Annotated in this window: 11 protein-coding genes; 1 reads left to right on the top strand and 10 read right to left on the bottom strand. The window is 58.4% G+C overall.

Translation table 11 applies throughout. The features are described 5' to 3' along the window. Window positions 1-19 precede the first annotated feature (19 nt). Both BPRO_RS09675 and BPRO_RS09670 read right to left on the bottom strand, forming a co-directional pair. Complete coding sequence (locus BPRO_RS09675; protein ID WP_041388683.1) at window positions 20-298, bottom strand: hypothetical protein; 279 nt, start codon at window positions 296-298, stop codon at window positions 20-22. A 272-nt stretch (window positions 299-570) separates the two neighbouring features. Next, window positions 571-1,305, bottom strand: a complete 735-nt coding sequence (locus tag BPRO_RS09670) for a hypothetical protein (RefSeq protein WP_041388681.1) — start codon at window positions 1,303-1,305, stop codon at window positions 571-573. Between the two features lie 649 nt (window positions 1,306-1,954). Between BPRO_RS09670 and BPRO_RS09665 the strand changes: the two genes are divergently transcribed. Then, on the top strand, window positions 1,955-2,158 hold the full coding sequence (locus BPRO_RS09665) for a hypothetical protein (protein WP_041388679.1): 204 nt from the start codon (window positions 1,955-1,957) through the stop codon (window positions 2,156-2,158). 4 nt (window positions 2,159-2,162) lie between these two features. Here the strand turns inward: BPRO_RS09665 and thpR are convergent, their stop codons facing one another. The 8 genes from thpR to istA form a co-directional block, all read right to left on the bottom strand. After that, complete coding sequence (gene thpR / locus BPRO_RS27975) at window positions 2,163-2,663, bottom strand: RNA 2',3'-cyclic phosphodiesterase (protein WP_011482876.1); 501 nt, start codon at window positions 2,661-2,663, stop codon at window positions 2,163-2,165. A gap of 265 nt (window positions 2,664-2,928) precedes the next feature. After that, window positions 2,929-3,306: a hypothetical protein gene (locus BPRO_RS09655; protein WP_011482875.1), complete on the bottom strand. Its 378-nt coding sequence runs from the start codon at window positions 3,304-3,306 to the stop codon at window positions 2,929-2,931. A gap of 303 nt (window positions 3,307-3,609) precedes the next feature. After that, window positions 3,610-6,714: a type I restriction endonuclease subunit R gene (locus tag BPRO_RS09650; RefSeq protein WP_011482874.1), complete on the bottom strand. Its 3,105-nt coding sequence runs from the start codon at window positions 6,712-6,714 to the stop codon at window positions 3,610-3,612. Between the two features lie 151 nt (window positions 6,715-6,865). Beyond that, the gene (locus BPRO_RS09645; protein ID WP_011482872.1) at window positions 6,866-7,792 is read right to left on the bottom strand and encodes a GIY-YIG nuclease family protein; all 927 of its coding nucleotides are present in this window, start codon (window positions 7,790-7,792) and stop codon (window positions 6,866-6,868) included. Between the two features lie 44 nt (window positions 7,793-7,836). Continuing rightward, complete coding sequence (locus BPRO_RS09640) at window positions 7,837-9,192, bottom strand: restriction endonuclease subunit S (protein ID WP_011482871.1); 1,356 nt, start codon at window positions 9,190-9,192, stop codon at window positions 7,837-7,839. Continuing rightward, window positions 9,182-10,789 (bottom strand): type I restriction-modification system subunit M, encoded by a 1,608-nt coding sequence (locus tag BPRO_RS09635; protein WP_011482870.1) that lies wholly within the window; start codon window positions 10,787-10,789, stop codon window positions 9,182-9,184. Before BPRO_RS09635 ends, BPRO_RS09640 begins: the two co-directional genes overlap by 11 nt. 742 nt (window positions 10,790-11,531) lie before the next feature. Continuing rightward, window positions 11,532-12,269 carry an IS21-like element helper ATPase IstB gene (istB, locus tag BPRO_RS09630; protein ID WP_011482869.1) on the bottom strand — a complete coding sequence of 246 codons (738 nt, stop codon included), beginning with the start codon at window positions 12,267-12,269 and terminating at the stop codon, window positions 11,532-11,534. Window positions 12,270-12,305: 36 nt separating this feature from the next. After that, on the bottom strand, window positions 12,306-13,844 hold the full coding sequence (gene istA, locus BPRO_RS09625) for an IS21 family transposase (RefSeq protein WP_011482868.1): 1,539 nt from the start codon (window positions 13,842-13,844) through the stop codon (window positions 12,306-12,308). Between the last annotated feature and the right edge of the window lie 312 nt (window positions 13,845-14,156).

Raw genomic sequence — 14,156 nt, 5'->3', positions numbered from 1 at the left:
ACCTGTAGGCGCGGTGCGGTCAGCCGACCGGGCTGGTGTTTTCGTCTTCACCAGCTGCAAGTGGGCCTGTTTTCTTGTCCCTGACCATCCTCAGCAATTCTTTGTTGCCAGCATCATGGGCGGCAAGCCAGCTGGGGAAAGTCGCTTCAGACGACTGTAAATCCAGCCACACGGTTGCATCTTCAGTGCTTTCGTGCAGCACCCAGTAAAACTGACCAGGATCTGGCTCATCGACAAGAATGGCAATGCGACGCAAGCGCTGAGAAGCCGCTGGGCGGTTGACTGAAGGTTTGCTCATTCCCGCAGGATAACGCCAGCCACCTACAGTCACAAATCCATAACGCTTTTGTGTCGGTAGGATCTCGCCCAGGTGGTGGTTTCAGCCATACGGGCACCCTGAAAAGCATCTTCGGAACCTTCAATTGGACGTCGATGTGCTGCGGTTGGGTGCATCAAGCCATGGAAGTCGCGCGCCAGATCAACGCCCTGGCGGGACTAAAAGTACACCCTCAACGGTTGAATTCAGCGGCCGCCGAAGGCGGTCCGCTGGAATGCTGGGTTAGGCCTCGCTCACGTGTGGATGAATGTGCCTTGATGCACAGGCGGATTCTGTACTGACGGGCAGATTCGTTTGCAGACCTTTTTTATCGTCTTTGTCCCGCCTGGGGCTTTGGTGGCAGGTGACTTCCTTGTTGCGGCCTCTACGGAGGCTACCCAAAAAGTTTCTACGACGCCACTTGGAGCGATTTCGTCGATCGATACATATCGCAGGACGTTTGCACGATCATCGAACGCACTTTGTTCAAGAAGTAGCTCACGGCCTTGTGAGTGCGAGGATACGAAGTCGCTTTCAATCAGCGCAGGACCAACCCACGTTTCAACATCGAACTCACGCAGCTTTCGCTGAAGTGCGCTGAAGAATAGTGGTTGAGTCTTCGGGCTAACTCCAGGGGACTGCAACAGGGATGCGCGTGAGTACTCGACGGCAATGAACTCGTCTCCGTCGAGCATCCAGCTGTTGGCTGCAACTGTTGAATCGACAGCCGCCACTGGGCTTGCCAGTGTGACCAACGCAAGACCATGTTCGTCGAAGCGAGCTTCCTCCAGCATTACTTCGCTTTCGGCGATTTCGTTGTGCCGATGTAGGAGGCGTAGGCCAACCGAGTTCTGAAGGCCATGGTCCTCAATTACGATTAGAAGTTCCTCGATGACTGAGTCGCGGTCTCTCTGCCGAAGTGCCAAGTCTGCATCAAACACTGTCGGGAGTTTGTTGTACGAACGATTATGTTCAAAGGAAGTCTGCATTTGTCGCTCCAAGAAAGTTTGAATGGAAACCAAAAACGGTGCCGAACCAGACCTCCTCCTTTCTCGGGTTCTGCACGACTGTTCGGACGGTCTGCAGGCGTGTACTTGCGAGGCCCAACGAGGCCGTATTGTTAGTCCGCATTCACTCTGACAAGGGCAAATCGAGAGTACTTTTACCATTCCCCAGGTTCCGATCGCGCCGTATGCGCGATTCTGAGAGGTCAGTATTCTCGTTGAAGAATTCATTTCAAGTTTTTGGACTAAAAATACAGCCTCAACGCCCCGGTTCAGCGGCGGCGGAACGCCGTCCGCTGAACCGGTTGTTAGGCTCCGACAATTGCCAATAGTCGCCTTGTGGCCTCTTTCCTGTCGCGTCGTCGATGCTGGCTGTAGCCGACGCATGGTTAGCTCCACATTGGGAGACATTCTCGCCCCAACTCAACGGTTGGGACATCCTCCATTTGAAGGAGGGTGCCGAAAGTAGCTGCATTGCGTCCGATCGACATCCTGGGTTGAGCACATATTGACCACTTTAGAAACCCGTCTCGATAAACCATCGGCCCGCTAACCCGCATGGATGCTGGAACCGTGTCTACGACTTCAATTGCGCAGAATATCAAAGCAGCCCGGTTTAGGTCATACTTTAGCTATGGAATCCAGCACCGACACCCATCCTGGCCAGACGCCCGAAATCATCTGGGCGGAGGCATTCGCCACGATGTACCTTTCTCTCTCAGGGGGCGATGGGGACATACATCACCTGATTGACTGGGGCTATGAACTTTGGCCGACGCACGGCGCGCGCGATGCCGCCGAGGTGGCCAAGGACGAGTTTACGAAGGCCAACCCATAGCACCCTAGTGCGCCAAATAGGTCTGCAGGATGCGATATCGTCCAGCTGGTGAAGAGATCGACTCCACGAGGCAAAACGCATTGATGCGCCAGGCTATCACGCTGGACTGTGGCAGGCGCGAGTGTTTTGCTCGATGTGCAAGTGTCACGTGGGGGCGGTAGCCGCGGCGGTCTGCCGTAAGACCGAGGCAACCCAATTTCTCTTCAATTGAATCGTGCAATGCAGTCAACTTAGTAGATGTCGAGATGGGACGAAGAACCGCCACCTCCTCCCATAGTTGAGGGCGTCCGAGCTCAATGTCGATTGGTTCAAAGTTCAGCGCCAGGGATTCCCGAATGGTGTTTAGCATGGGCAAATCCACCTCGCCAATAAAACGCAGCGTTAGGTGGAAATCCGTTGCTGCAACAAGCTTGGCGTGGTTGGCCCATTCACACTTCGCCGAGTACTCAGCGAGCTGAGCGCACACTACGGAGTCGGGCCATGCAGCAATAAAGAGTCGGGGCATCGGATCTGTATAGGGCTTAAAGTCAACATGACGTGATGCAGAAGCATAGGCACAAAATGAGTTTAATTGGGATCTAAGGGTCGTATATTTCGATCGGGACAGAAGGTGTTGACCCGGCGCTCCCCGGCCAGTCCTGCAGCATCCGACAAGGCCGTCCCATGCCCATAGCGCTTATTAACAGCTGCAGCGCCTGCATCAGCCGGGGTCCTTCGGTTTCACTAAGGAAAACCGCGTCAGTTCAACTCATATCCTTGCCCTCCTGGTTTCAAGGGGTCACCAAGGCAATCACGCCCTTGCCATCAAAGACCATAGGCGCAGCTGGTCGGTCTCCTGCCAGGTCGCGCAGGTGGCGGATCAGGCGCATCTCGCTGGTGGTCAGGTGCAGTGGGTTAAAGACCTCCTCGATGACCGAGATCAAGTCGGGCGAGGACCCCTGAAGAGCCGCCCGGAACACGTCGACGGGCTCAAGCGACAGTGCCGCGGCCAGGGCCGGCACCTTGGTGATGGGTAGCTTCATCGTGCCCTGCTTGATCAGCACGAGGGTGATTTCGCGCTCAAACCCGAGGGCATCGCAAAGCTGCCGGTCAGTCAGGCCGAGCTCAGCCTGGCGCGCTTCGATTTGCTGGACCAAGGGAACTGACATGGTAGGCGTGGTTGTTGACAATGCTTTCTCCTTTGTGAACTGGGGAACCGGTCTGCAACGTTGCAGACCTCGCAATTCACTATAGGGAGCACAGTCGGGCGGAACGGGTGGCAAGGTGGATGGCCCACATGGCAATCATCAGGCACTTGAGACACACGTACCTTGCCCGCTTATGCGGTGCCTGGCAGGCGCAGGCTGTCAAAGGTGTGACACGTGATGATCTGGTCGCAGTGTTGCCTAGTGCCCTCTGGGGCAAGGATCAAGTAGGCACCGTAACCATGGTCCCTGTCGGTCATATTGGCATCACACCGACCAACTCTCCCCCATCACCTGCGCCTGCTTCAGCACCAGCTCCACAGCAGCGTCCTGCAGATCCGGTGGGTATTTGTATTTGCGCAGAATGCGCTTGACCATCAAGCGCAATTTGGCTCGCACGCTCTCGCGTTCTGACCAGTCCACGCTCAGGTTCTGACGCAGGTTCTCGGTCAGCTCGTGGGCGATCTTCTTGAGGGTTTCGTCGGTCAGCTCGCGTACCGCTGACTCGTTGTTAGCCAGCGCATCGTAAAAGCGCACCTCGTCCTCGGTCAGCCCCAGCGACTCTCCGCGGGATGCCGCTTCACGGAATTTCTTGGCCATTTCCACCAGCTCTTCCATGACCTGCGCTGTTTCAATCGAGCGGTTTTGATAGCGAGTGATGACGTTGGCCAGCATCTCCGAGAACTTCTTGTCCTGTACGACATTGCTTGTGAAGCGACTTTTGATTTCCCCCTCCAGCAGCCGCTCCAGCAGCTCCACAGCCAGGTTCTTTTCCGGCAGGTTTTTGACCTGGGCAAGGAATTCGTCATCCAGCAGGCCGATGTTGGGCTTGTCCAGGCCCACGGCGTCAAAGATGTCCACCACACTCTCGGACACCACCGCCGAGCTGATGATCTGCCGGATAGCCAGTTCGCGCGCCTCATCCGTGCGCCTCTTGGCCGTCAGCTCCTTCTTCGTCAAGATGACCTTCACGCCCTGCATAAAGGCCACTTCCTCGCGCACTGCCTTGGCTTCGTCAAGCGTGCAGCACAGCGTAAACGCCTGGCTCATGGCCAGCGCAGTGTCGGCAAATCGCTTCTTGCCGTCCCGGGACGAGCCGGTGTTGAGGCCCAGCACATGGTTGGCGGCACCGGCCAGGGTTTTGTGTCCGCCAGTCAAGAATCCGGTGTAATCAAAGCCGTGCAGCATGGAGCGCAGCACATCAAGCTTTTCCGCGAGCACGCTATACGCCTCATGCGCGTCCACCGTGGGACGGCCACGGCCCTTTGATTGGGTGTATTCCTTCATGGCCGACTTCAGCTCGTTGCCGATGCCGATATAGTCCACCACCAGGCCGCCTTGCTTGTCCTTGAACACACGATTCACGCGGGCTATGGCCTGCATCAGGTTATGGCCCTTCATGGGCTTGTCCACGTACAGGGTATGCACGCAAGGGGCGTCAAAGCCAGTCAGCCACATGTCACGCACGATCACGAGGCGCAGCGGATCGGCCGGGTCCTTGAAGCGCTTTTCCAGCCGCTTCTTGGTCTGGGCGCTGTAAATGTGCGGACGCAGCAGTGGTTTGTCACTTGCCGAGCCGGTCATGACGATCTTGACGGCGCCCTTCTCCGGGTCAGCATCGTGCCAGTCCGGGCGCAGCTTTACGATCTCGTTGTACAGGTGGACGCAGATGTCGCGGCTCATGGCCACAACCATCGCCTTGCCGGGCTGTGCCTTGTTGCGTTCCTCGAAGTGAGTTACCAAATCGGCTGCCACGCTGGCCACGCGCGGTTCCGCGCCAACAACCTTCTCGAGAGCGGCCCAGCGGCTTTTGAGGACGGCCTGCTGGCTTTCCTCGTCGTCCTCGGCCAGTTCGTCGACCTCCTCGTCCATCTGCGACAGGTCGGACTCAATCAGGCTGAGTTTGGCCAGGCGCGACTCGTAGTAGATGGCCACGGTGGCGCCATCGTCCTTGGCCTGTTGCATGTCGTAGATATGGATGTAGTCGCCGAACACGGCCCGGGTGTCGCGGTCGGTGCTGCTGACGGGAGTGCCGGTAAATGCAACAAAGGTCGCGTTAGGCAACGCATCGCGCAAGTGCTGGGCATAGCCGCCCTGGTAACTTTCCTGCCCTTGTTTGCCTTTGAGCTTAGCCTCAAAGCCATATTGTGTGCGGTGAGCCTCATCGGCGATCACGACGATGTTGTGCCTGTCGGACAGCATTGGGAACGTGTCCTCGTCCTCGCCAGGCATGAATTTCTGGATAGTTGCAAATACGATGCCGCCAGAAGGTCGGTTGGCCAATTTGGCGCGTAGATCCTGACGGGTACTCACCTGCACCGGCTGCTCGCGCAACAGGTCTTGTGCCAGGCTGAACACGCCAAACAACTGCCCGTCCAGGTCGTTGCGGTCGGTGATGACGACGATGGTGGGGTTCTCCATCGCCGGTTCCTGCATGACGCGGGCGGCAAAGCAGGTCATGGTGATGCTCTTGCCGCTACCCTGGGTGTGCCAGACCACACCGCCTTTTTGGGAGCCTCCCGGACGCGATGCGTCCACCACCTGGAGAATGGCAGCACGCACAGCGTGGAACTGGTGGTAACCGGCGATCTTTTTGACCAGGGCGCCATCGTCCTCGAACAGCACAAAGTAACGGAGGAAGTCCAGGAAATAGGCCGGCGCCAGCACGCCGCGCACCAGGGTTTGCAGTTCGTTGAACTCGCCCAAGGGATCCAGCGTCACGCCGTCGATGGTGCGCCAGGCCATGAAACGCTCGGCATCGGCCGACAACGACCCCATCAACGCCTCGGTACCGTCGGTGATGACCAGCACCTCATTAGTCTGAAATACGTCGGGAATCTGCTCTTTGTACGTCTGAATCTGGTCGTAAGCTCGCCAGATGTCGGCGTTTTTATCCGCCGGGTTCTTCAGTTCTAGCAGCACCAGCGGCAGGCCGTTGACGAACAAGACAATGTCGGGCCGGCGTGTGTGGTGAGGGCCCTTGATGCTGAACTGGTTAACCGCCAGCCACTCGTTGCGCTCAGGATCAGCCCAGTCAATCAGGCGCACAAAGTCGCCCCGAGTTTCACCGTCCTTCTGGTACCGCACCGGCACACCGGCCACCAGCAGCCGGTGGAAGTGCTGGTTGGCCGTCAGCAATGCGGGTATGCCAAGATCAAGCACCTGCTTGAGGGCATCTTCACGGGCGGCAGTAGGGATCCCGGGATTGAGCTTCTGGATGGCCTCGCGCAGGCGAAACGGCAGCAACACCTGGCGGTAGCTGCTGCGCTCGGGCATAGCACCATCATGGGCGATGTCGGGACCATAGCGATGGGTGTATCCCACATCGGCCAGCCAGGCTAAGGTTTCCTGTTCAAGTTGGTCTTCGGTCATGACGCCTCCCTGATGTCACCTGTCGGGTTGTTGCATTTGCGATGGTCAACGCGTCATCAGTTCGATGTATGGCTGATAACTGAAGCTGCGGTTTTTCTTCTGTCCAGTCAGCTCGGTCACGATGCCCAGATCCTCCAACACCTTCTGCACTTCATGCCAAGGCGCCCGAGGCCACAACCTTCTGGCGCTTCAACTCATCCAGCGTTTTCCCAGCTGCGTCTTTCCATTCCATCCAGCCGTTGGAACTCCGCCCAAGCACCACATCTGAAGCTCCACTGGGCGACCGGAACAGCACGTCCCGCTGAAACACGTAGGCCTCGTCTTCGATCTTAAGATCACCTGCATCAATCAAGCGCTGCCGGTGCTTTCCTGCAGACATCGGGATCATGCTTTTAGCAACTTCAAATCGGCCGCGGGAGCCCTTGAGAACCACCATTCCCTCTTCGGTGTATTGGCCCGTCGCGTCGCTGCCAGCGCCTTTGCATCGAAGCAAAACCGGTGAATCGGCCTGCGCAATGGCAGTCACAGGGGCCCCGCTGTCCTCCAGGGTGCTCTGCCGAAGAGCAAACGGCTCAAAGATCGGCTGGCCCATGGTCGCGACCAGCGTGCGAATGGTGTCGAAAATTTCCTGGCAATCCGCTTCCAGCCAGGCTGGCGTGTGAGGCTTTGTCCCGGCGTTCCCGTTTTCAACCGAATAACGCTGAGCCGCGTTGGCTTGCAGGATGCTGCGCCACTCCAGATACATCGCATGCGTCTGTGTCAGGCTGTGTGTCAGCGATATCGCGACCAGCGCACGGTTCCAAAACTCGCGCTTCGGGTCAAGGTCGTGCTCATTGAGCCGCTTGCCCAAGGCCCCAGTTTGCCCGACATAAACAGACAACTGGTCTTTTTCTTCGTCGTCGCCGATCAGGTAATAGACGCCGACCTGCCGTGATTCAGGCATCAGAAGGAACTCCGGCAGTAGCGGCCTGGGTACCTCGATCACCTGCACAATACTTGTCGTCAGCGCCGCTACGCGAATACCTCGCGGATCGCCCGCTGGCAGAAAAATTTGAATGGTGCGGGGGCGTTGACTCATGTTCAGATTATTGTTGAGCGAAGAGCCGTGTAAACCCTGGGTGTTCAGGCGGCAGCAGTAACTATGTCGTCTTCAACTTCCAGTAGCCGCAACTGCCCGGAGATCAGGCGTGGGAGCAACGTGTCGCGGAGGGTGGCGAGGGTTTGGGCTTGCTTTGCATTGCTGAATATCCGGCCGACCAATGGAGAAACTAGTTCGTCGAATCGGTTCAAAACAGACGCATTTGGAACTGAAAGCTCCTGCTCCCTTACATCAGACTGGTTGATTCCTGGAATTGCCGCCTTCCCCCCCCGATGCTTCAATTCATGCATTACGGCATCACTCCAAAGCCAAAAATATAGAAATGGTTGATTGAAAGGTGCCTTGAGTCTCATCCTAAAAACATGCTCATTAATGCCACACCTTTCAAACGGAAAATCATCACCAAACATTGAGACACGTGGCAAAAAAACACCCGGCTTACCACCATCTTTGTACAGCAAGACATCGTGAGAAATCAAAGCGCCTGACTTCATGTTGGCAAAAAAATCATGCGACACATACTTGGTTTTCCCAAAGTCAAACTGACCGATACGCACAATACTTTCAGCCCCAATACTTGGTACGCCGTCGGAAATGCCGCCAACACCGCCCTTCGGTCGCCGTCCTGTTTCAAGAACACTCAGCCAGGTATCAAGCCTGTCCACCGTCCATCCTCGCGGCACCAGCCCCAGCTCTGACTCCTCAAACCCATCTGGAAATAGCGCCGCTGTGGCTTCGTCCATGCCTTCGGGGACGCGGCCTTCCATCTTGGCGCGCACGGGGTCGAAATCGACAAACCACGACTTGAACAGCGCCTGGGCGATGGCTTCAAGCGTGGTGTTGATTTCGCGTAGGAGAGCGATGCGGTCGTCGAGGGCATCCAACACGATTGCGATTTCTCGCTGATCGTCTATCGGCGGGATGGTCAGCTCAAAGTTAGGAATGTCTCTACAACGCAGACTATCAAAAACAGCGCCAACGTTAATAAATTTCGAGACCTGTTCCCACCAATCTGGCCCATTGAGAAGCCACCTCAGAAACTGTGGTTGGACGGTTTTTCCATCTGAACGAAGAATGACAAGGTTTTGACCAATAGCGCATTCAAGGCCCGGCGGGATAAGCGCACTATCTCCGGAATTGCATCGCCGAACAACAATTACGTCATGCGTTTGAGGCTTGAGCTTCTTGGTCCACTCCAGATAGTCCTCCGGAGAAATACGTCGGACGCCATCCAATGAAACATGCCCGTTCTTTAACTGAGGTATGGCGATATATGGGTAGCCTTCATTTGCGGCTGGTGGCGTGCGGTGGTCACAGTCAATCAGGCTAATTCCCGCCGCCTTCAACGTCTGTCGTTGCCAAGAAACGTCAGAACTCATACCCCAGCCCCCCCAGCTTTTGCCGAATCAACTGATCCAGTTCCGCCCCCTTCGCCATCTGCTCACCCAGCTTTTCAGTGAGCTGCTGCATCTTGGTGGCGAAGTCTTCATCGTTGTCTTCCACCTCTTCTGCACCTACGTACCGGCCAGGGGTGAGGACATGGCCGTGCTGGGCGATTTCTTTGAGCTTGACGCTGCGGCAGAAGCCCGGGATGTCGGCGTAGGGAGCTGGGGCCGGGGAGCCCTCACCCTCACCCTCACCCTCACCCAGTCCCAGGGGGAGAGGGAGTGATTCGCCGCGCCAGGCTGCCACTGTGTTGGCAATTCGGGCTATGACCTCGTCGGTGAACTCGCTCTGCACCCGACTGATCATGGTGGCGAGCTTGCGGGCATCAATGAACAGCACTTCGCCTTGTCTGCGGGTTTTCTTCTTGACCAGAAACCACAGGCAGGCAGGAATTTGCGTGTTGAAGAACAGTTGGCCCGGCAGTGCAATCATGACCTCAACCACGTCGGCCTCAACCATCGCGGCGCGGATCTGGCCCTCGCTGTTCTGACTTGAGCTCATGCTGCCATTGGCCAGCACAATGCCGGCACGACCCGTGGGTTTGAGGTGGTGCAGCATGTGCTGCAGCCAAGCGTAGTTGGCATTGCCGGTCGGCGGGTCGCCGTACTGCCAGCGGGCGTCACCCGTGAGGCTGGCGTGCCACCAGTCGCTGATGTTGAAAGGCGGGTTGGCCAGGATAAAGTCGGCGCGCAGGTCGGGGTGCTGGTTGCGCACAAAGGTGTCGGCGGGTTCGCGTCCCAGGTTGAAGTCAATGCCGCGAATTGCCAGATTCATAGCGGCCAGGCGCCAGGTGGTGGGGTTGGCCTCTTGTCCGTAGATGGATGCATCTCCCAGCTTGCCGCCGTGCGCTTCAATGAACTTTTCACTCTGGACAAACATGCCACCCGAGCCGCAGCACGGGTCGTACACCTTGCCGCTGTGCGGGTTGAGCACGGCGACCAGGGTTTTGACGATGCTGGCCGGCGTGTAAAACTGCCCGCCGCGTTTGCCTTCCGCACTGGCGAACATGCCGAGGAAGTATTCGTACACTTGGCCCAGGATGTCGCGCGCTACCGAAGGGTTGTCGCCAAACCCGACAGTCGAAATCAAGTCCACCAGCTCGCCGAGCTTGCCATCGGGCAACTGGGCGCGGGCGTAACGCTTGTCGAGGATGCCCTTGAGCTTTGGGTTTTCCACTTCGACCAGCGTCAGGGCTTCGTCAATGCGCTTGCCGATGTCAGGCTGTTTGGCCGCGGCGCGCAGGCTTTCCCAGCGGGCAGCTTCGGGTACCCAGAAGACGTTGACCGACTTGTAGTAATCGCGGTCTTCTAGCTCAACAGCCAAGGTTTTGGGCGTGGCGCCTTCAAAAAAGTATTCGTCTTTGGGATCTGCCAGCCGGGTGGCGACTTCTGACCGGCGGGCGGCGAAGGTGTCGGAGATGTACTTGACGAAGATCAGGCCCAGCACCAGGTGCTTGTATTCGGCGGCGTCCATATTGGCGCGCAACTTGTCGGCGGTCGCCCAGAGTGTTTTTTTGATGTCGTCAAGCATGCAGCGGCGCCCTCCCTTTTTCGTCTAGTTTTGATATCACCACGGATTATGCAGTTCTAGTAAATAGCAGGGTGTTGAGCTCTGGCGGAACCCGATGTAGGGATGGCTGAAATATGCCCCTTACGAGCTGGCCATGCACTTTGCCAGCTTAAGCGGTGCGTAGCAGGCGCAGACCGTCGAAATTGTCGCCCTCAATGATCAGGTTACGGTCCTGCATAGCGCCCTCGGGGCCGCGGCTGAAATGGGCACCTGACGGGTAAAACCACGTTGGCATCCCCCGCTGCATCGCGCAAATGTCATGACGCCAATTCAAGTTCAGAAAAACTTCGACTTTTTTGATTGCAGGAAGGGCTAAAGCAGATGCCCCTGCTTATAGAGCCAATCAAAAAAACCTGGAAAAACTTCTAACCAAGGGCCACGAAGTCCGAATTCCTCCATAGGGGGTGCAAGGTCCATTGCTATTGACCAATCGCGACCACCTGCGGATTTCAGCGATCGTGGACGCCTGTTTCAGGCTGATCGCGGACGGTGTTTCAGGCTGATGGTGGACGCGCGGGGGGTGCGCGCAAGCGAGGGGTTTAATGTATCTCAATCGTCCACGATCAGTGTGAAACGCTCTGTCGCGAAGCGATTGTTGGAGCTGCGCGATGCAGACTTATCCACGGCGGCGGACGGCGCTTGCGACGTACCGGCCGACGCGGTGGATAAGTCGTCTGCGGCGCCCGGGCGGTGGTGCTCGGGGTCATTGGGTTTGCTCTTGGTCGCGCAGCGATTTGCCTTTGAGCTCGATCTTGTGGCTGCTGTGCACGACGCGGTCAAGGATCGCGTCAGCGAGTGTGGGGTCGTCCAGGTAAGTGTGCCAGGCCTTCACCGGCAACTGGCTCGTGATCAAAGTTGAGCGGCTTCCCACGCGGTCATCGAGCACCTCAAGCAGGTCGTTGCGCTCAGCAGCGCCCATCGGAGAAATTGCAAAGTCATCAATGACCAGCAGATCGAGCTTGGCCAGCTGCGTCAGGCGGCGCGCGAAGCTGCCGTCGCCATGAGCCACTTGCAGTTCATCAAACAGACGCGCAGCGCGGGTGTACAGCACCGAGAAGCCGGATCTTGCTGCCTGATGCGCCAGAGCGCATGCAAGCCAAGTCTTGCCGCAACCGGTCGCGCCCGTGATCAACAAATTCTGTCCGTGGCGCAACCAGTCGCCACCGGCCAGCGCGGCCACCAACGAGCGGTCCAGCGCGCGGCTGGCACGCCAGTTGAGGTCCTCCACGCAAGCGGTGCTGACTTTGAGCTTGGCGGCTTTGAGCAGGCGCGTGACGCGCCGGTCGTCACGCCAGGCAACCTCGCGCTGCACCAACAGGGTCAGCCGCTCATCAAACCCCAGCGCCGTGGCGGCGGTGCTGGTGGCTTGCTCCTCGATGGCGCGCACCATGCCGTCCAGGCGCAGGCTGCGCAGTTGGTTGAGGGTGTGTTCATTCAACATCGGTCTTCTCTCTTTCAGTGGTGGATGGTTCAAGGCTCAGTGGTAGTAGTCGGGGCCGCGCACGTTCTCGTGGACCGGCAGCGGGGGCGTCGCGGGCGTGAACAACGAGGGCTGGCGGTCCAGCCCGTTCTTGAGGATCGAGGCCACGCTGCGGTAGGTGGGTGAGCGGATCGACAGCGCCCGGGTACAGGCCGCCTCCAGCCGAGCGGGCGTGTACTGGCGCGCCAGGCGCTGCAGCCCCAGGCAGGCGCGGTAGCCCTGCTCGGGGTGCGGGCGGTGCTCAAGCTGCCAGGTCACCACGGCAGCGGTGCTCACGCCGATGCGCTTGCCCCAGTCGATCAGCTTGCCGGGCGTCCACTGCAGGTGCGCGCGGTGGGACGCCGGCATGTGCTCGGCAATCGTGGTGTGGGCGCCACGCTTGTGGCTCAAGGCGTGGCAGGCCACGCGCTGGTTGGCCGCAAAGCACTCCACCAGGCTGTCGGTGATGCGCATCTCGACCGTCGTGCCCACCAGGGCGTGTGGCACGCTGTAGTAGTGAGCGTCGAACTCGACGTGATAGTCGATGTTTACCTTGGCACTCTTCCAGCGACTGACCTCGTAGCGGGTAGCCGGCAAAGGCTTGAGCGCTGGGGCGTCCAGCGCCTCGAAGGCGCTTCTCCTGCAGCCGGGCAGCTTCTTGAAGGGGCGCTGGTTCAGATCGATGAGAAGCTCGGCGATGGCGCGGTTGAGCTCGCCTAGGCTGAAGAATCGGCGGTTGCGCAGGCGCGCCAGAATCCACCTCTCTACCAGGAGCACCGAGCCTTCGACTTTGGGTTTATCACGGGGATGACCTGGACGCGCGGCCAGCAGGGCGCAGCCGTAGTGGGCGGCAAACTCCTCGTAGGTTCGATTGGGCTCGGGGTCATAGCGGTCGGGGTACTTGATCAAGGCGCGGGTCTGGTCGGGCACGATCAGGCGCACCACGCCGCCGATGAACTCGAGTGCGCGCACCTGAGCGCCGATCCAGTCAGCGGTGGTCTGACGCGCGGTGGCACAGGCGTAGGTATAGTTCGAAGCCCCCAGCGTGGCCACGAAGATCTGCGCGGCGGTGATCTCGCCGGTGGTCGCGTTGATCAGCGGCACGGTCTGTCCGGCGTAATCGACGAACAGCTTCTCGCCGCCAATGTGGACCTGGCGCATCGAGAGCTTCAAGCTCTGCGCGAACAACCGGTACTTGACGCAAAAGCTTGTGTACTTGTAGGCCAGCGCGTTGCCCCGGGCGTACTCCTCCCACAGCAGCTGCAGGGTGACGCCGGCACGCTTGAGCTCTTGGTGCACCAGCGCAAAGTCGGGGGCCAACTGGTGGCTCGAGCGCGGCAGCGCCGGACGATACAGCCTGGCTTCCAGTTGCTCGTCGGTGAGGGTCTGAGCGAGCGCCCAGTCCACCCCGGCAACGCGGGCCAGCGACACGTACTTGCCCGCCGCGCTCTTGGAAATCTTCAGCGCTCGGCCGACCTCGTTGTAGCTCAGCCCTGCCTGCAGGTGCAGGCGCAATGTCTCTCTGATTCGGCGCATAGTGATTCTGTTTGTGGGCATCGGCTTCCATCGCAAAAAAACGATAAGCCTATGCCGGTTCAAAAAATCACCTGCGCGCCCCCCAATCGTCCACGATCACGCTGAAACAGCGTCCACGATCAGTCTGAAACACCGTCCACGATCATGCTGAAATGCCGTCCACCATCAGCCTGAAACGCCGTCCACGATGGGCTGAAATACGCAACCACCCCTGAATTTGCGCACAAACGCGCTCCGCTTGCGCCTTTTTTGCCAAAAAATAGCGTTAAAACGCACTTCGCCAATTTGACCTTCCAAAGCCAGCATTAAATTTGCGTTTGGGGCTTCTGGTGC

The sequence above is a fragment of the Polaromonas sp. JS666 genome (assembly GCF_000013865.1).
Taxonomy (GTDB): Bacteria; Pseudomonadota; Gammaproteobacteria; order Burkholderiales; family Burkholderiaceae_C; genus Polaromonas.
This window is presented reverse-complemented; position numbering and strand designations above follow the sequence as displayed.

What these genes read in the sequence shown, in the direction of transcription:
- BPRO_RS09670 (WP_041388681.1), bottom strand. Translation starts at nt 1,305, where the DNA reads ATGCAGACTTCCTTTGAACATAATCGTTCGTACAACAAACTCCCGACA.
- istB (WP_011482869.1), bottom strand. Translation starts at nt 12,269, where the DNA reads ATGTTGAATGAACACACCCTCAACCAACTGCGCAGCCTGCGCCTGGAC.
- BPRO_RS09655 (WP_011482875.1), bottom strand. Translation starts at nt 3,306, where the DNA reads ATGTCAGTTCCCTTGGTCCAGCAAATCGAAGCGCGCCAGGCTGAGCTC.
- thpR (WP_011482876.1), bottom strand. Translation starts at nt 2,663, where the DNA reads ATGCCCCGACTCTTTATTGCTGCATGGCCCGACTCCGTAGTGTGCGCT.
- BPRO_RS09650 (WP_011482874.1), bottom strand. Translation starts at nt 6,714, where the DNA reads ATGACCGAAGACCAACTTGAACAGGAAACCTTAGCCTGGCTGGCCGAT.
- BPRO_RS09675 (WP_041388683.1), bottom strand. Translation starts at nt 298, where the DNA reads ATGAGCAAACCTTCAGTCAACCGCCCAGCGGCTTCTCAGCGCTTGCGT.
- BPRO_RS09645 (WP_011482872.1), bottom strand. Translation starts at nt 7,792, where the DNA reads ATGAGTCAACGCCCCCGCACCATTCAAATTTTTCTGCCAGCGGGCGAT.
- BPRO_RS09640 (WP_011482871.1), bottom strand. Translation starts at nt 9,192, where the DNA reads ATGAGTTCTGACGTTTCTTGGCAACGACAGACGTTGAAGGCGGCGGGA.
- BPRO_RS09665 (WP_041388679.1), top strand. Translation starts at nt 1,955, where the DNA reads ATGGAATCCAGCACCGACACCCATCCTGGCCAGACGCCCGAAATCATC.
- istA (WP_011482868.1), bottom strand. Translation starts at nt 13,844, where the DNA reads ATGCCCACAAACAGAATCACTATGCGCCGAATCAGAGAGACATTGCGC.
- BPRO_RS09635 (WP_011482870.1), bottom strand. Translation starts at nt 10,789, where the DNA reads ATGCTTGACGACATCAAAAAAACACTCTGGGCGACCGCCGACAAGTTG.